This window comes from Pseudomonas sp. RSB 5.4 (assembly GCF_037126175.1).
Lineage (GTDB): Bacteria > Pseudomonadota > Gammaproteobacteria > Pseudomonadales > Pseudomonadaceae > Aquipseudomonas > Aquipseudomonas fluorescens_H.
Window position 1 is genome coordinate 2,559,768 of the sequence record NZ_CP146986.1, and the last position, 17,791, is coordinate 2,577,558.

General features: G+C 58.9%; 15 protein-coding genes. 5 read left to right on the forward strand and 10 right to left on the reverse strand.

Features of this window, described 5'->3' with window-relative positions; translation table 11 throughout:
- Positions 1-41: 41 nt before the first annotated feature.
- On the reverse strand, positions 42-749 hold the full coding sequence (locus V9L13_RS11445; protein ID WP_226499996.1) for a TetR/AcrR family transcriptional regulator: 708 nt from the start codon (positions 747-749) through the stop codon (positions 42-44).
- Between the two features lie 229 nt (positions 750-978).
- On the opposite strand from V9L13_RS11445, the gene lexA reads away from it, so the two are divergent.
- Both lexA and sulA read left to right on the forward strand, forming a co-directional pair.
- Positions 979-1,587, forward strand: coding sequence for a transcriptional repressor LexA (lexA, locus tag V9L13_RS11450; protein WP_003226590.1), 609 nt, complete (start codon positions 979-981; stop codon positions 1,585-1,587).
- A gap of 10 nt (positions 1,588-1,597) precedes the next feature.
- On the forward strand, positions 1,598-2,071 hold the full coding sequence (gene sulA, locus V9L13_RS11455; protein ID WP_338802554.1) for an SOS-induced cell division inhibitor SulA: 474 nt from the start codon (positions 1,598-1,600) through the stop codon (positions 2,069-2,071).
- A 94-nt stretch (positions 2,072-2,165) separates the two neighbouring features.
- Here sulA and V9L13_RS11460 read toward each other — a convergent pair whose 3' ends face one another.
- The 7 genes from V9L13_RS11460 to V9L13_RS11490 form a co-directional block, all read right to left on the reverse strand.
- On the reverse strand, positions 2,166-2,399 hold the full coding sequence (locus tag V9L13_RS11460; RefSeq protein WP_003226592.1) for a hypothetical protein: 234 nt from the start codon (positions 2,397-2,399) through the stop codon (positions 2,166-2,168).
- A gap of 106 nt (positions 2,400-2,505) precedes the next feature.
- A complete protein-coding gene (locus V9L13_RS11465) occupies positions 2,506-3,030 on the reverse strand; it encodes a DUF6586 family protein (protein ID WP_003226593.1) in 525 nt (174 codons plus the stop codon).
- A 144-nt stretch (positions 3,031-3,174) separates the two neighbouring features.
- Entirely contained in the window at positions 3,175-5,805 is a 2,631-nt protein-coding gene (gene topA, locus V9L13_RS11470; RefSeq protein WP_338802555.1) for a type I DNA topoisomerase, read from the reverse strand.
- A 114-nt stretch (positions 5,806-5,919) separates the two neighbouring features.
- Positions 5,920-6,156, reverse strand: coding sequence for a DUF1653 domain-containing protein (locus tag V9L13_RS11475; protein ID WP_007961814.1), 237 nt, complete (start codon positions 6,154-6,156; stop codon positions 5,920-5,922).
- Between the two features lie 99 nt (positions 6,157-6,255).
- Positions 6,256-7,431 carry an acetyl-CoA C-acyltransferase FadA gene (fadA, locus tag V9L13_RS11480; RefSeq protein ID WP_003226599.1) on the reverse strand — a complete coding sequence of 392 codons (1,176 nt, stop codon included), beginning with the start codon at positions 7,429-7,431 and terminating at the stop codon, positions 6,256-6,258.
- A 29-nt stretch (positions 7,432-7,460) separates the two neighbouring features.
- A complete protein-coding gene (gene fadB, locus V9L13_RS11485; protein ID WP_024013640.1) occupies positions 7,461-9,608 on the reverse strand; it encodes a fatty acid oxidation complex subunit alpha FadB in 2,148 nt (715 codons plus the stop codon).
- Positions 9,609-10,135: 527 nt separating this feature from the next.
- Positions 10,136-10,573, reverse strand: a complete 438-nt coding sequence (locus V9L13_RS11490; RefSeq protein WP_003226602.1) for a hypothetical protein — start codon at positions 10,571-10,573, stop codon at positions 10,136-10,138.
- A gap of 104 nt (positions 10,574-10,677) precedes the next feature.
- Here V9L13_RS11490 and V9L13_RS11495 point away from each other — a divergent pair, with 104 nt between their 5' ends.
- Positions 10,678-11,115, forward strand: a complete 438-nt coding sequence (locus tag V9L13_RS11495) for a universal stress protein (protein WP_338802556.1) — start codon at positions 10,678-10,680, stop codon at positions 11,113-11,115.
- A 180-nt stretch (positions 11,116-11,295) separates the two neighbouring features.
- On the opposite strand, the gene V9L13_RS11500 is transcribed toward V9L13_RS11495, so the two are convergent.
- On the reverse strand, positions 11,296-13,215 hold the full coding sequence (locus V9L13_RS11500) for an ATP-binding cassette domain-containing protein (RefSeq protein WP_201136988.1): 1,920 nt from the start codon (positions 13,213-13,215) through the stop codon (positions 11,296-11,298).
- Positions 13,216-13,429: 214 nt separating this feature from the next.
- Here V9L13_RS11500 and V9L13_RS11505 point away from each other — a divergent pair, with 214 nt between their 5' ends.
- Complete coding sequence (locus V9L13_RS11505) at positions 13,430-15,358, forward strand: transglycosylase SLT domain-containing protein (protein ID WP_003226606.1); 1,929 nt, start codon at positions 13,430-13,432, stop codon at positions 15,356-15,358.
- A gap of 84 nt (positions 15,359-15,442) precedes the next feature.
- Here the strand turns inward: V9L13_RS11505 and V9L13_RS11510 are convergent, their stop codons facing one another.
- Complete coding sequence (locus V9L13_RS11510) at positions 15,443-17,221, reverse strand: ABC transporter transmembrane domain-containing protein (RefSeq protein ID WP_338802557.1); 1,779 nt, start codon at positions 17,219-17,221, stop codon at positions 15,443-15,445.
- Between the two features lie 256 nt (positions 17,222-17,477).
- Here V9L13_RS11510 and V9L13_RS11515 point away from each other — a divergent pair, with 256 nt between their 5' ends.
- The gene (locus V9L13_RS11515; RefSeq protein WP_338802558.1) at positions 17,478-17,657 is read left to right on the forward strand and encodes a PA1571 family protein; all 180 of its coding nucleotides are present in this window, start codon (positions 17,478-17,480) and stop codon (positions 17,655-17,657) included.
- The last annotated feature ends 134 nt before the right edge of the window (positions 17,658-17,791 follow it).

Genomic DNA, 17,791 nt, shown 5'->3' on the forward strand with positions numbered 1-17,791 from the left:
TAGCTTAGCGGATGTAAACTGCCGCGCCCACCCGTGTGCGGTTAAACCTTGGCGGCTACCGGGGTCGATTTGCTGCGCGGACGAAGTTGCGCAGTCGCCATGGCCGGGTCGGTGACACCGGTTTCGGCACGCATGCCGGCGGCAAGGAACGGCACCATCAGACGCATCACCTGTTCAATCGAGGTGTTGACGCCGAAATCGGTCTCGGCAATCGCACGCAAGGCCTTGATCCCGGACATGCTGAACGCCGCAGCGCCGAGCATGAAGTGCACGCGCCAGAACAGTTCGATAGGTGGAATGCGTGGAGCTGCTTCATTGACCAGCAGCATGTAGCGGCGGAACACCTTGCCGTACATGTCTTCCAGATAGCGACGCAAGTGGCCTTGGCTCTGGCTGAACGCCAGGCCGAGCAAACGCATGAAGATCGACAGATCGTTACCGCTGCGTGGCTGCACCACGAGCGCCTGTTCGACGAGAATTTCCAGCAGTTCTTCAAGGGTCGGCTTGTTATCAGGCTTGGCCTGGCGACGCTCCAGCTCCTTATCGAGGCTGATGCAGAACGGCCCGAGGAAGCGCGAGAAAACCGCCTGGATCAGCGCTTTCTTGGAGCCGAAATGATAGTTCACCGCCGCCAGGTTTACTCCGGCTTTGCTGGTGATCAAACGCAATGAGGTTTCCGCGAAACCTTTCTCCGCGAACAACTGCTCGGCAGCATCAAGAATGCGTTCAACGGTTTCCGACTGGGCCATGGCTACTCCGCCTGACAAACACTTGTTTGAAACATACGTTTCAGCCTGTGCCTTGTCAAGCCTGCCAGTCCGTTTTGGGAATGGTCGGTCAGCTATTTAACCACACTGGACCGCTCCTTTAATAAGCACGGCTGCCGACCGTCCGGCGGCCTGCAAAAAAACGGGCATTGCCAAGACCGCTTCACTGTATATAATCCCAGTCACTGTATAAAAAGACAGAGCGATCAATATGCTAAAGCTGACGCCACGCCAAGCCGAGATTCTGGCCTTTATCAAACGCTGCCTCGAAGACAACGGCTACCCGCCAACCCGCGCGGAAATCGCTCAGGAACTGGGATTCAAGTCGCCCAACGCGGCGGAAGAACACCTCAAGGCCCTGGCCCGCAAGGGTGCGATCGAGATGACCCCGGGCGCCTCCCGCGGCATTCGCATTCCCGGGTTTGAAGCCAAGGCTGACGACTCTACCCTGCCGATCATTGGCCGGGTCGCCGCTGGTGCACCGATCCTTGCCCAGCAGCACATCGAAGAGTCCTGCAATATCAACCCTGCGTTCTTCCACCCTCGCGCTGATTACCTGCTGCGCGTACACGGCATGAGCATGAAGGACATCGGTATTTTCGACGGTGACCTGCTGGCGGTTCACACCACCCGCGAAGCACGCAATGGTCAGGTCGTGGTTGCGCGAATCGGCGACGAAGTCACCGTCAAGCGCTTCAAGCGCGAAGGCAGCAAAGTCTGGCTGATTGCCGAAAACCCCGAGTTCGCCCCTATCGAAGTCGACCTGAAAGATCAGGAACTGGTGATCGAAGGCTTGAGTGTCGGCGTAATCCGCCGCTAAAGGAGGCTTTATGCAGTTCCCACACACACCTCAGCAAACACAACTGCCGTTATTCGAAGTGTTTCTGGCACAACCGATGGCGCCGATCCTGAAAGATGTGGTCGAGCGCCCATGGATTGCCGAACCGGAAGTATTCAGCGAGCTGTCACTGCGCGGTGCAGCCGGGAACTGCCTGAACCTGCTAGCCCCGATCCTGCGCGAACTGAGCGAAGATCAGGACGCGCGCTGGCTGACGCTGATTGCCCCTCCTGCCAGCCTGACCCAGACCTGGCTGCGCGAGGCCGGCCTGAACCGTGAACGCATTCTGCTGCTGCAACCACGTGGCGCGCAAAGCGCCCAGCAACTGGCCTGCGAAGCACTGCGTCTGGGTCGTAGCCACACGGTGGTGACCTGGCTCAACCCGTTGAACACAAGCTCACGGCAGCAGTTGATCAGCGCTGCGCGCACGGGCGACGCTCAGAGTCTGAATATTCGATTGGGTTGATTCACTTGTGACACGCGCTGTGTGAAGCGCATGGCTTCTCCAAGGACAGAGAAGCCGATCTGATGCGGTAACAGCAAACGCCGACAGGCGGGGCTCAGTGAAGAACCCGCGGCCCTTCTTCCTTATCAAATTCGCCTTCAACCATACGACCGGCCATCTGCACGCCGACGCTCAACATCGCCTTGGCGATTTCCACGTGCTGGCCTTGCAGGAACGCCTTGGCATCCTCGGAGAAATCCAGCGTCACCAGAGACCCCTCGTCCTCAGCCCTGCGCAGTTCGATTCGGCCGTCTGGTAACTCGACAATTTCTAGAAAGGACGTTGGCATATAGGTCTGTTCTCCACGAAAGGCAGGGATTATATAGACATCATTCAGGCTTCGCTCGGTATCTTGACCAGCAGCATGTTTCAGATTGCCACCGTGTCAATTGTCCTCAGCATTCGTTCAAGCCTTCGCGAAAACGAATGGCCAGACCTTTGAGGTTCTGCCGCCAACTCTCCAGCTCTTCGCGACTCAACTCTTGCGGCGTCTCTTCTTCATCCAGATTAACGGCCTGAATCAATGGCTGTGTCACATCACCCTTGGGCTTGTGTGGCACCCGTGGCGGCTGAAACAACGCCGAGTGCGCCGCCAGCAGTTTCGCCAGCCAGGTTTCAGGATTGCCCGCCAACTCGATCATCTCGGCCAGCTCAGGGATCGCAATCGATTCCAGGACTTCGCGAGTCAGCAACGCTTCCGCTCGCGACGCATTGGCCTGAGGCAGACGGTAGAAACCGGCAATCTCATGGCACAGCCCCAGAAGCGCGCCATAGAGGTGAAACAACGCCGATTCACGCCCAGCTTGAATCAACGCCAACGAATTCATCGCCCGCCCCTCTTCGGCGCGAGCCAGAGCGTCCAGCGACAGGCCGGCGAAATAGATCTTCTGATTGGTGCGGGTATAGAGTTCGTGCGCCATGCCGGCAGTCTCCACAGCGAAATAATTGCGTCACACAGACCCGACAGTGTCATGGATCAACGGATCCGACCGCAAGCACAAAACAAAAAGGCCGCATGAAAACCCGAGGGTCATCATGCGGCCTTTGGTGTATCAGGCTAACGCTTACTCGGCCTTGGCTTTCGTGCGCTTGTCTTCAACAGTCCACTTGCCACCGTCGTAATAAGCCTTCCAGCCGGTAGGCTTGCCGTCGACCTCGGTCTGCACGTATTGCTCCTTGGTCTTGCGGCTGTAACGGATGACCGCTGGCAGACCATCAGGATCCTTCTGCGGTGCTTCGCAGAGGAAATGGTACTTCGGATCGATCTCGTCCTTGTGCGGCAGAATCTCGATCACCAGCGGAGCACGAGTCTCGCGGTTTTTCGGGAACTGGCTGGCCGCCAGGAACAGACCGGAAGCACCGTCGCGCAGGATGTAGGTGTCGTTGACCTTTTCGCATTTCAACTCAGGCATCTTCACCGGATCCATCTTCGGCGGCGCCGCATCACCGCTCTTGAGCAGTTTGCGGGTGTTCTTGCAGGTCGGATTGGTGCAACCGAAGAACTTGCCGAAGCGGCCGGTCTTGAGCTGCATCTCGCTGCCGCACTTGTCGCATTCCAGGCTCGGACCTTCGTAGCCCTTGATACGGTAGTTGCCCTCTTCGATTTCGTAGCCGGCGCAATCCGGGTTGTTACCGCAGATGTGCAGCTTGCGCTTCTCGTCGAGCAGGTAAGCGTCCATCGCCGTGCTGCAGATCGGGCAGCGATGCTTGCCGCGCAGCACCAGCGACTCCGATTCACCCTCGTCGTCCGCCGCAATCTCGTCGCCCGGAACCAGGTTGACGGTGGCCTTGCAGCGCTCTTTCGGTGGCAGGCTGTAACCCGAGCAACCGAGGAACACGCCAGTCGATGCGGTACGAATCTGCATCGGACGACCGCACGTGGTGCACGGAATATCAGTCATGACCGGCTGGTTGGCACGCATGCCGTTGTCCGGGTTCTCGGCCACTTCGAGCTTCTTCTTGAAGTCGCCGTAGAACTCGTCCAGCACGTTTTTCCAGTCGCGCTCGCCCTGAGCCACGTCATCGAGGTTCTCTTCCATGCCGGCGGTGAAGCCGTAGTCCATGAGATTCGAGAAGCTCTCCGACAGACGCTCGGTGACGATGTCGCCCATCTTTTCCGAATAGAAACGACGGTTGTGCAGGGTCACGTAGCCGCGATCCTGAATGGTCGAAATGATCGCCGCGTAGGTCGAAGGACGACCGATGCCGCGTTTTTCCATTTCTTTCACCAGACTGGCTTCCGAGTAACGGGCCGGCGGCTTGGTGAAGTGCTGCGATGGATCAAGCTTGATCAGCTTCATCACGTCGCCCTGCGCCATGTCCGGCAGAACATCGTCATCGCCAGGCTTGGCGATCTGCGGCATGACGCGGGTGTAGCCGTCGAACTTCAGGATACGGCCCTTGGCGCGCAGCTCGAAATCCCCAGCGGCGACACTGACGGTGGTCGACAGGTACTGCGCAGGCAGCATCTGGCAGGCGAGGAACTGGCGCCAGATCAGCTCGTAGAGGCGCTCTGCGTCACGCTCCATGCCCGCAAGTTTGCTCGGCGTGGTGTTGGCGTCAGACGGACGAATCGCTTCGTGAGCCTCTTGTGCGCCTTCCTTGCTGCTGTAGACGTTCGGCGTTTCCGGCAGGTACTTCTTGCCGAACTCGTCTTCGATGTAAGTGCGCGCCATTGCCACGGCATCAGCCGAAAGATTGGTCGAGTCGGTACGCATATAAGTGATGTAGCCGGCTTCATATAAGCGCTGGGCCATCATCATGGTTTTCTTCACGCCGAAGCCCAGGCGGTTGCTCGCGGCCTGCTGCAGGGTTGACGTGATGAACGGCGCCGACGGCTTGCTGCTGGTCGGTTTGTCTTCGCGCTTGACGATGCTGTAGCTGGAAGACTTGAGCTTCTCCAGCGCGGCCGTGGCCTGGGCTTCGTTGAGCGGTTTGAAGGCTTCACCCTTCTCGCGCGCCACTTCAAAACGTACGGTCGAGCCTTTGGCGGTGCCGAGATCAGCGTGCACTTCCCAGTATTCTTCCGGGTTGAATGCGCGAATCTCGCGCTCACGCTCGACCACCAGCTTCACGGCAACCGATTGCACCCGACCGGCCGACAGGCCACGGGCGATTTTGGCCCACAGCAGCGGCGAGACCATGTAACCCACAACGCGGTCGAGGAAACGACGCGCCTGTTGGGCATTTACACGATCGATGTCCAGCTCGCCCGGCTCGGAGAAGGCTTCCTGAATCGCCTTCTTGGTGATTTCGTTGAACACCACGCGCTTGTAGCGGCTGTCGTCACCACCGATGGCTTCGCGCAGGTGCCAGGCAATGGCTTCCCCCTCGCGATCCAAGTCGGTTGCGAGATAGATGGTGTCAGCATCCTTGGCGAGCCGGCGCAGCTCTTCGATGACCTTCTCTTTACCCGGGAGGATCTCGTACTGGGCTTTCCAGCCATGATCGGGATCGACACCCATGCGCGAGACCAGTTGCTTGCGCGCTTTCTCTTTCGGTGTGAGCACCGGCCCTTCGCCCGCGGCAGCCTTGCCGCGCTTGGCGGCTGGCTCTTTGCTGGCGCTAGCCGAACCGCTGGTGGGCAGGTCTCGGATATGGCCGATACTCGACTTCACCACGTATTGGTTGCCCAGATACTTGTTGATGGTCTTGGCCTTAGCCGGGGATTCCACAATGACCAGCGATTTGCCCATGGATCAGAAAATTCCTGAATTCTAGAAGTGAAAGGCGGTTGGCGCCTGACGCGGCACCGCTATATATAGTGGCAACAAGGTGAGGTCAAGCACAGGGTTCTGTGCGCACTCGCCTTATGCCTTGGAAAAAAGGCTCGGTTCGGCTTGCACCAAAGCAAAGCGTGGCACTTGCTCGCCGTCAACCTCGACCGACTCGACGAACATGCTCAAAGGGCGCACCCAAAAGCCGTAATCGCCATACAGGGCTTGGTAAAACACCACTTCTTCTTCGGTCTCGGAATGCCGCGCAACACTGAATACGCGGTACTGCGGCCCCTTGTAATGTTGGTAGAGCCCAGGTTGTATCGGCATGCTTCGGCCCTCACTCAAATTTTTTCAAAATAAATACAAAAATAAATCCGCAAAAACAAAAACCGGGGCACTTGGCCCCGGCTTCCATCGACGAGACGCTTAAACGCGTTCGAAGACGGTGGAGATGCCTTGGCCGAGACCAATGCACATGGTAGCCACCCCGAAGGTGCCGCCATTCTGCTTCATCACGTTCAGCAAGGTGCCGGAAATACGGGCACCGGAGCAACCGAACGGGTGACCCAGGGCGATCGCGCCGCCGTGCAGGTTAACCTTCTCGTTCATCTTGTCGAGCACTTTCAGATCTTTCAGCACTGGCAGGGCCTGTGCAGCGAAAGCTTCGTTGAGCTCAAAGAAGTCGATATCGTTGATGCCAAGGCCCGCACGCTTCAGGGCTTTTTGTGTAGCCGGAACTGGACCATAGCCCATGATCGCCGGATCCACACCCGCCACTGCCATCGAACGGATCACGGCCATCGGCTGGATCCCCAGATCCTGCGCACGCTGCGCCGACATCACGATCATGCAAGAAGCACCATCGGTGATCTGCGACGAAGTACCGGCAGTCACGGTGCCGCCCTTTGGATTGAAGGCAGGCTTGAGGGCCGCCAGACTTTCCAGAGTGGTTTCCGGACGAATGGTTTCGTCGTAGTCGTACAGCTTCAGGAAGCCGTTTTCGTCGTAGCCCTGCATCGGGATGATTTCGTCTTTGAACTTGCCTTCCACAGTCGCTTTATGGGCGAGCTGGTGGGAGCGCACGCCAAAGGCGTCCTGCTGCTCACGAGTGATGCCATGCATCTTGCCGAGCATTTCTGCAGTCAGACCCATCATGCCCGAGGCTTTCGCCGCGTACAGCGACATATGCGGGTTCGGATCAACACCGTGCATCATGCTCACGTGGCCCATATGCTCGACGCCACCAACCACGAATACGTCACCGTTGCCGGTCATGATCGCTTGCGCCGCCGTGTGCAGAGCACTCATCGACGAGCCGCACAGGCGGCTGACGGTCTGGCCGGCCGAGGTGTGCGGGATCTGGGTCATCAGCGACGCCATGCGTGCGATGTTCCAGCCCTGCTCCAGGGTCTGGTTTACACAGCCCCAGATCACGTCCTCGACTTCAGCAGGATCGACCTTGGCGTTGCGTTCCAGCAGTTTGCTGATCAGGTGTGCCGACATGTCTTCGGCACGGGTGTTGCGGTGCATGCCGCCCTTGGAGCGGCCCATCGGCGTACGACCGAAGTCGACAATCACGACGTCTCTAGGATTCAAGCTCATAAGTTCACTCTCACTCTAGTTGGGGGCGCTTAACCGAAGAAGCTCTGGCCGTTTTTGGCCATTTCGCGCAGCTTCGCGGTCGGGTGGTACAGCGCGCCCAAATCAGCGTACTGGTCAGCCAGGGCAACGAACTCGGCAACACCGATCGAATCGATGTAGCGCAGCGCACCGCCACGGAATGGAGGGAAACCGATACCGTAGACCAGACCCATGTCGGCTTCGGCAGCAGTTTCAACGATGCCGTCTTCCAGGCAGCGCACGGTTTCCAGGCACAGCGGGATCATCATCCAGTTGATGATGTCTTCGTCAGTGACTTCGCGCTGCTCGTAAACGATCGGCTTGAGCACTTCGAGTACCGACGGATCGGCGACTTTCTTCTGCTTGCCTTTCTTGTCGGCCTCGTAGGCGTAGAAGCCCTTGCCGTTCTTCTGTCCCAGGCGTTTAGCTTCGTACAGCACGTCGATGGCCGAACGACGGTCATCCTTCATGCGATCCGGGAAACCTTCAGCCATCACGTCACGACCGTGGTGACCGGTGTCGATGCCGACCACGTCCATCAGGTACGCCGGGCCCATTGGCCAGCCGAATTTTTCCATAACCTTGTCGATACGGACGAAATCCACGCCAGCGCTGACCAGCTTGGCGAAACCGCCGAAGTACGGGAACAGAACGCGGTTGACCAGGAAGCCCGGGCAGTCGTTGACGACGATCGGGTTCTTGCCCATTTTCTTGGCGTAGGCAACGGTGGTGGCAATCGCCAGCTCGCTGGACTTCTCGCCACGGATCACTTCCACCAGCGGCATCATGTGCACCGGGTTGAAGAAGTGCATGCCGACGAAGTTTTCCGGACGCTTGAGGGCCTTGGCCAGCAGGCTGATGGAAATGGTCGAGGTGTTGGACGCGAGGATGGTGTCCTCTTTGACCTTGTCTTCGACTTCAGCCAGTACCGCTTGCTTGACCTTCGGGTTCTCGACCACGGCTTCTACAACCAGGTCGACGTGACCGAAGTCGCCGTAAGACAGGGTCGGACGAATGCCGTTGAGCACTTCAGCCATTTTCGCAGCAGTCATGCGGCCTTTATCAACGCGGCCAACCAGCAGTTTGGCGGCTTCGGCCAGACCCTGCTCGATACCGTGCTCGTTGATATCCTTCATCAGGATCGGCGTACCTTTGGAGGCCGACTGATAGGCGATGCCGCCACCCATGATGCCGGCGCCCAGTACGGCAGCCTGCTTCACGTCCTTGGCGATTTCGTCGTAGGCCTTGGCCTTTTTCTTCAGCTCCTGATCGTTCAGGAACAGACCGATCAAGCTCTGCGCGGCAGAGGTCTTGGCCAGTTTGACGAAACCTGCTGCTTCGACTTCCAGCGCCTTGTCACGACCGAAGTTCGCGGCTTTCTGGATAGTCTTGATCGCTTCGACCGGCGCCGGGTAGTTCGGGCCAGCCTGACCGGCCACGAAACCTTTGGCGGTTTCGAAAGCCATCATTTGTTCAATGGCGTTGAGCTTGAGCTTTTCCAGCTTCGGCTGACGCTTGGCCTTGTAATCGAACTCGCCGGAGATGGCGCGCTTGATCAGTTCAAGGGCAGCTTCCTGCAGCTTCTCTGGAGCAACCACGGCGTCGACGGCGCTGACTTTCAGCGCGTCTTCAGGACGGTTTTCCTTGCCGGCGGCAATCCACTCGATGGCGTTATCGACGCCGATCAGACGTGGCAGACGCACGGTACCGCCGAAGCCTGGGTAGATGCCCAGTTTGACTTCCGGCAGACCGATCTTGGCCTTGGTCGACATGACGCGGTAGTCCGCCGCCAGGCACATTTCCAGACCGCCACCCAGAGCGATGCCGTTGATCGCGGCCACGGTCGGAACGTTGAGGTCTTCGAAATCGCTGAAGATCTTGTTGGCTTCGAGATTGCCAGCAACCAGCTCGGCATCCGGCAGCTTGAAGTTGTCGACAAATTCGGTGATGTCGGCGCCGACGATGAATACGTCCTTGCCACTGCTGACGATCACGCCCTTGATCGAAGCATCTGCCTTGATGGTGTCCACGGCCTGACGCAGTTCGTTCAGGGTAAGACGGTTGAACTTGTTGACGGACTCACCCTTGAGGTCGAATTTCAATTCGACGATGCCACTTTCAAGAGCTTTAACCGTGATGGCTTTACCTTCGTAAATCATCAACTGATCTCCACGATATGGAAGCTGAACAGTACACGTCGGACGCAGGTAAATGGCTCGGCAGGACGCTTTTTCGTCGATGCTGACGCCAATCCACCCGGCACACCCGCCAACGCGATAGTCGGGATTCTGTAGGAGCAGTCTGTAAGACAAACGCTCAATTCATACGCCCGTTTGATTTGGGTACGTCACCTTCACGGAATTTCCAACAATTGTCAATCGCCCAAAATACGGGTGGAAATGCGACTTTGCGGTCACTTCCGTCGCACGCAGAGCTGCAATACGCCTCTGCATGCAAAGCCATTCATAGAATCAATAGTTAGAAAAGTCGCCCTAATTCGCAACGAACCCTGTTTAAAAGGCTACGCTGGCTGGACTACAGGGATATCCGCTGACTGCAAAAAGCCGAGTCAGCGACAAAAACAGTTACCGGCCTGCCTGGCCACCCCGCCCGATGAATCATGTCGGGCTTTTTATTGCTCGTCTGCCGGACGCTCCCCACCCTTGCAGTGGGAAAAGTCCGCGAGTCATGCCAGTGCTTTCAGAGTCGCATCGATATCCTGCAGAACCGTGGCTTCGCCCTTCTCCCCCCAGTACAAAGCGATCATCTGCTTGTCGGCCTCGACCTTGAACACGTTGCCCGGCAACTTTTCGAAATGATTGAGCAACAATCGGTCTTCGCAGACTTCCTGCCACTGATTGACCCACACGCCCGGCGATTTCTGCCAGTAGGTCCAGCACGCCGGCTGACTGCCACGCCGTGGCCGATGATATTGCGCACACGGGTTGGGCGGCTCCTGAGACAGCCAGTGCGGCCACTCCTGAGGCGCTAACTGCATGGCCAGTCCGATGCGCCGAGCCTCCATGCGCAGGGCCATCCGGCCGCTCTGCACGCGCGATGGGCGCAACCATGCCAGTGGACTCAGCACCACCAGCAGGATTGACACCACCAACCAGACCGTCATATCTCTACTCCCGACTTATAGGTGAGCGCATTGTGTCACTTTGGAACCAATGCGCTTGAAACCAGCCATACTTAACAATATTGAACCGTCACGAGGAGCACCTCATGCCCTACACCCATATCCTGGTCGCCGTAGACCTGACCGAAGAGTGCGACCCTGTGATTCACCGCGCCCGAGAGCTGTCGACGAGCAATGGCGCCAAGCTGTCGCTGGTGCATATCGTCGAACCGATGGCAATGGCGTTTGGCGGCGACGTGCCGATGGATCTGTCACAACTGCAACAGCAGCAGTTCGATCAGGCCAAGCAACGCCTTGATACGCTCAAGCGCAAATACCCCGAGCTGGAAGGCGCCAATTGCCACCTGACCTACGGCCAGCCACGCCAGGAAATCCATCACTTCGCCAAGGAGCAACTGTGCGACCTGATCGTGGTCGGCAGCCATGGCCGCCATGGTCTGGCGCTGCTGCTCGGCTCCACCGCCAACGACGTGCTGCATGGCGCCCCTTGCGACGTGCTGGCGGTGCACCTGATCAAGCGCTGAAACATAAAAACCTGTGGGAGCGGGCTTGCTCGCGAAGGCGTCGTTAAATTCAACATTGATGTTGCCTGACACATCGCTTTCGCGAGCAAGCCCGCTCCCACATTGAATCTTCACCGATACCCGTATATGAAAAGCCCGGCGCTCATCACTGAACGCCGGGCTTTTTCATGGCCGGATCAATCAGGCATCCAGCTCGGCCCAACGCTCCACCAGCGCATCCAGCTCAGCCTGCAACTGCTCCAGCGAAGCAATCACCTTGGCCGTTTCTGCCGGCGGACGCTGATAGAAGCCGGCTTCAGCCATTTCGGCTTCGACGGCCGCGATCTGCTGCTCCTTGGCATCGATGTCGCCCGGCAATGCTTCCAGCTCGCGCTGCAGCTTGTAGCTCAGCTTTTTCTTGGCCGCCGGTGCCGCAGCAGGTACGGCCACCGGTGCAGGCTCAGCGGTGACCACCGCCGAGTTGAGGTCAGCCTTGCCCGACTTGCTCTCGGTCACGCCCAGCAGGCGCGGCGAACCGCCCTGACGGATCCAGTCCTGATAGCCACCGACGTATTCACGCACCTTGCCTTCACCTTCGAAGACCAGGGTGCTGGTGACCACGTTGTCGAGGAATGCCCGGTCGTGACTGACCATCAGCACAGTGCCGTTGAAGGTCAGCAGCACTTCTTCGAGCAGTTCGAGGGTTTCCACGTCGAGGTCGTTGGTCGGTTCATCGAGTACCAGCAGGTTTGCCGGTTTGCTGAACAGTTTGGCCAGCAGCAAGCGCGCACGCTCGCCACCGGACAGCGCCTTGACCGGCGTGCGGGCACGCTGCGGGCTGAACAGGAAGTCGCCGAGGTAGCTCAGGACGTGGCGGCTCTGGCCGTCGATATCGATGAAGTCGCGACCTTCGGCGACGTTGTCGATCACGGTCTTTTCCAGATCCAGCTGATGGCGCAACTGGTCGAAGTAGGCCACGTCGATGCGCGTACCCTCTTCCACTTTGCCGCTGGTCGGTTGCAGACCGTTAAGCATCAGTTTGAGCAAGGTGGTCTTGCCGGTACCGTTGGCGCCGAGCAGGCCGATACGGTCGCCGCGCTGCAGGACCATCGAGAAGTCCTTGATCAGGTACGGGCCGTCCGGGTGATGGAAGCTGACATTTTCCAGCACCATCACTTGCTTGCCGGACTTGTCGGCGGTTTCCAGCTGGATATTCGCCTTGCCGGTACGCTCGCGACGCTCGCTGCGCTCAACACGCAGGGCTTTCAGCGCGCGAACGCGACCTTCGTTGCGGGTACGACGGGCCTTGATGCCCTGACGGATCCACACTTCTTCCTGAGCCAGACGCTTGTCGAACAGCGCGTTGGCGGTTTCTTCCGCGGCCAGCGCGGCTTCTTTGTGCACGAGGAAGCTGGCGTAGTCGCCGTTCCAGTCGATCAGGCCGCCGCGATCCAGTTCGAGGATGCGCGTGGCCAGGTTTTGCAGGAAGGAACGGTCGTGCGTGATGAACAGCACGGCGCCCTGGAAATCCTTCAGCGCTTCTTCGAGCCAGGCAATCGCACCGATGTCCAGGTGGTTGGTCGGTTCGTCGAGCAGCAGCAGATCCGGTTCCGAGACCAGCGCCTGCGCCAGCAGCACGCGACGGCGCCAGCCGCCGGACAACTCGGCGAGGGTCTTGTCGGCCGGCAGTTGCAGGCGGCTCAGGGTGCTATCGACCAGGGTCTGCAAGCGCCAGCCGTCACGGGCTTCAAGGTCGTGCTGAACGTGCATCAGCTTGTCCAGATCGGCGTCGGTGACGATGTTCTGGCTCAGGTGATGGTATTCGGCGAGCAAGGCGCCAACGCCGTCGAGGCCTTCGGCAACCACGTCGAATACGGTCCGCTCGTCGGCCACCGGCAATTCTTGCGGCAATTCGCCGATTTTCAGACCGGGGGCACGCCACACCGAGCCGTCATCGGGCTTCTGGTCGCCCTTGACCAGTTTCATCATGCTGGACTTGCCAGTGCCGTTGCGGCCGATGATGCACACCCGCTCACCACGGGCGATCTGCCAGGACACCTTGTCCAACAACGGCATCGCGCCGAATGCAAGGGACACATCGCTGAATTTGAGCAGGGTCATGAGCTTCTCCAAAAACCGGGCGCGCATTCTACCTGATTCAGGCCCTCAGCAGGCCGGCAATTTGTCTGCTGAAGCACTCTGCACAACATTTGTTGCGAACTTGTGCTGCGAGACCCGCAAAGCTTTCGCCGCGCGCTGGCAAAAGGCTAAGCTACAGACAATTCAGTGCTGATCGAGGTCGGCACTTGTCATGATTTCTCTGCCCGGATGTCTCATGCGCAGTCGCCTTTTCAGTGTCTTGTCCTGTTTGCTACTCACCGCCGCTGCCGCTCAATCCGCTCAGGCGGTGGATCTGTCCACCCAACGCCAGTATTACGATGAAGCCAAGCGCGCACTGGCCAAGGGCGATACCGGCCCATACTTCCGCTACAGCCAGGCCCTGGCCGATTATCCGCTGGAACCGTACCTGGCCTACGACGAACTGACCGCACGTCTGAAGACCGCCAGTAACGAGGAAATCGAGAAGTTCCTCGCCGAACACGGTGACCTGCCACAGGCCAACTGGATGAAATTGCGCTGGTTGCGCTGGCTCGCCGACCGTGGCGATTGGGCGACTTTCGTCAAGTATTACGACCCGAAACTCAATTTCACCGAACTGGACTGCCTCAACGCGCAGTACCAGATCAGCAGCGGCCACAAGGCCGAGGGTTACGCCAACGCCGACAAACTGTGGCTGACCGGTAAATCGCAACCGGCCGCCTGTGACGGGCTGTTCGGGATCTGGGCTGCCGATGGCCAGTTGACCGAACAGAAACGCTGGGAACGTACCAAACTCGCCGCTCAGGCGCGTAACTATCCATTGGCGAACAGCCTGGTCAACGGCCTGACCACCCTCGCGCCGCGCGGTCGTTTGCTGGTCGATGTAGCGCAAAAACCTGAACTGCTCAATCAGCCTTCGCGCTTCACCCCGAACGACGAGCCGATGTCCGACATTGTCAGCCTCGGCCTGCGTCGCCTCGCCCGTCAGGATCCGGACAGGGCCATGGCCCTGCTCGACGGTTACGCCAGCAGCATGCATTTCTCTCGTGACGAGAAGGTCGCGATTGCCCGGGAAATCGGCCTGACCCTGGCCCGGCGTTTCGACAGCCGCGCCCTGGACGTGATGACCCAATACGATCCCGAGCTGCGTGACAACACCGTTTCCGAATGGCGCCTGCGTCTGCTGTTGCGCCTGGCACGCTGGGACGATGCCTATCAATTGACACGTCGCCTGCCACAGGATCTGGCGACCACCAACCGCTGGCGCTACTGGCAGGCCCGCAGCCTGGAACTGGCGCAACCGCAGAACCCGGAAGCGCAGACCCTGTACAAGAATCTGGCCAAGGAACGCGATTTCTACGGTTTCCTCGCCGCCGACCGTTCGCAATCGCCTTATTCGCTAGTGAACAAGCCGCTTGTGCTCAGCCAGGCCACCATCAACAAGGTGCGCAATACACCGGGCATACGCCGTGCTCTGGAATTCCATGCCCGTGGGCAGATCGTCGACGGGCGTCGCGAGTGGTATCACGTCAGCCGCCATTTCAATCGGGACGAAATGGTCGCCCAGGCCAAACTGGCCTACGACCTGAAATGGTACTTCCCGGCGATCCGCACCATCAGCCAGGCGCAGTACTGGGACGACCTGGACATCCGCTTCCCGATGGCCCACCGCGACACGCTGGTGCGTGAAGCCAAGGTTCGCGGGTTGCATTCGAGCTGGGTGTTCGCCATCACCCGTCAGGAAAGCGCCTTTATGGACGATGCCCGCTCCGGCGTCGGCGCCAGCGGTCTGATGCAGTTGATGCCCGGCACCGCCAAGGAAACCGCACGCAAGTTCAGCATCCCGCTGGCCTCGCCACAGCAAGTGCTTGATCCTGATAAAAACATCCAGCTCGGCGCCGCTTACCTGAGTCAGGTGCACAGCCAGTTCAACGGCAACCGCGTACTCGCCTCCGCCGCCTACAACGCCGGCCCCGGCCGCGTGCGTCAGTGGCTGCGCGGCGCCGATCACCTGAGCTTCGACGTGTGGGTGGAAAGCATCCCGTTCGACGAAACCCGCCAGTACGTACAGAACGTGCTGTCGTACTCGGTGATCTATGGCCAGAAACTCAATTCGCCGCAGCCGCTGGTGGATTGGCATGAGCGGTATTTCGACGACCAATGACAGGTGCTGATTACCTGAAATGAAAAATGCCCGCATCAATCGATGCGGGCATTTTTTTGTCGTCAGCAAAGGCCTGCGGCAGTCCTAAACCGCCACGGCGTGCCCATCATTGAACTGCAGCGCCGCCAACCGCGCATACAGCGGATTGCTCACGATCAGCTCCTGATGGGTACCGATCGCTACCAACTGGCCCTGATCCATCACGGCGATCCGGTCGGCGTTTTTCACCGTGGCCAGTCGATGTGCGATCACCAGCGTGGTGCGGTTTTGCATCAGGCTGGGCAAGGCTTCCTGAATCAGATGTTCGCTTTGCGCATCGAGGGCGCTGGTGGCTTCGTCCAGCAGGAGAATCGGCGCATCCACCAGCAGCGCGCGGGCAATCGCCAGGCGTTGGCGCTGACCGCCGGAAAGGCCGAGGCCGGCGTCCCCCAGATGGGTCTGATAGCCGTTGGGCATCTTCTCGATGAAGTCATGAGCATGGGCAATTCTTGCCGCTTCCTTGACCTGCTCCAGTGTCGCGCCAGCATTGCCGTAACGAATATTCTCTTCGACGCTGCCGAAAAACAGCGCGGGCGATTGCGAGACCAGAGCGAAATTGCGGCGCAGGTCCAGCGGGTCGAGGCTGGTCAGCGGCACGCCGTCGATCAGGATCCGGCCTTCAATCGGGTCGTAGAAGCGCAACAGCAAGTCATACACCGTGGATTTGCCGGCACCGGATGGGCCGACAAGGGCCAGGGTCTCGCCGGCCCTGATGGTCAGACTCAGGCCGTTGACGGCGTAGCTGTCCGGACGCGACGGGTAGGAAAAGTGCACATTCTGCAATTGCAGTTCGCCCTTGATCCGTTCTGGCAACGTCACCAGCCCGATGGTCGGTGGCTGGATGATGTTTTTTGAACTGAGCAACTCAGCGATGCGCTCGGCGGCACCCGCCGCACGTTGCAGCTCACCGATCACCTCGCTCAACGTGCCGATCGCACTGCCGACGATCAGGCTGTAGAAGACGAAAGCCGCCAGTTCGCCACCGGTGATGCGCCCGGCAATCACGTCCATGCCACCGACCCACAACATCACCGCCACCGCGCCCAGCACCAGCACGATCACCACAGTGATCATCCAGGAACGCTGAAAAATCCGTTTGCGCGCCGTGTCGAATGCATCCTCGACCGTCGTGGCGAAACGCTGCTCGTCCTGCACCTGATGGTTGTAGGCCTGCACGGTCTTGATCTGGCCGAGGGTCTCGGAGACATAGCTGCCGATATCGGCGACCCGGTCCTGGCTCAGCCGCGACAGATTGCGCACGCGCCGACCGAAAATCAGAATCGGGGCGACTACGAACGGCAAGGCAATCACCACGATGCTGGTGAGTTTCGGGTTGGTGACGAACAGCAGGACCACCCCGCCGATCACCATCAACAGATTGCGCAGAAACATCGACAGTGACGAGCCGATCACCGATTGCAGCAATGTGGTGTCGGCGGTCAGCCGTGACTGAATCTCCGAACTGCGGTTGTTCTCGTAAAAACCGGGATGCAGATACACCAGATGGTTGAACACCTCGCGCCGGATATCCGCCACACAACGCTCGCCGATCCACGACACCCAGTAAAACCGCGCAAACGTGCCGATCGCCAGGCCCAGCACCATCAGCATGAAGATCCCAATGCTCTGGTTCAGCTGGTGCGGCGACTGGGTCATGAAGCCCCGATCGACCAGCAATTTGATCCCCTGCCCCATCGACAAAGTGACGGCCGCGGTGACGATCAACGCCAGCAGCGCAGCGCAGACTTGCCAACGATAAGGCGCCAGAAATCGGCTGGTCAGACTCAGCGCGCGACGGTGCCGGGAAGAAAGCTTCGAGATCATTCAGGTACACATCCGTGTTGGTGAAAGGGCTAGCCTAAACCTTCTATGGGGCGGAACTCTGTAAATCACAATGAGTCAGGTTAAATATGCCCCCAAAGACTAGGCCATAGTTGCTATTGGTCTAATGTCCCGGTTGAGACGAGCGGTCATTTCTGTTGGAGTGGAGATGCCGCTTTTGACAGACCCAAAGGTGTTGTCACAGCCTGGTCACGTGGCGGTTTTAACCTACGTGCACAACCTGATGAGGAGACAGGCCATGTCCTTGCAACACAGCAGCGATGACAAGATTCAAGTGATCCGCACCAAGCCCGGCCAACCTCTGGGTTGCTCGATTATTGATAAGGACGGGCGTGAAGTACCGATCACTGAAGACATGATCCAGCAAGCATGCCGCGAACTGGAGAAGCGATTGGTCAAGCCTGCCGAACAAAAGTGATATAGCCACCGTCTTCCTGACCCGGCCCCTGTTTGGCCGGGTTTTTTCTGCCTGCCGTTTTGTTCTGTTCTGTTCTGTTTTGTGTAGGAGCTGCCGAAGGCTGCGATCTTTTGACTTTGTTTTTCAAAGGCAAG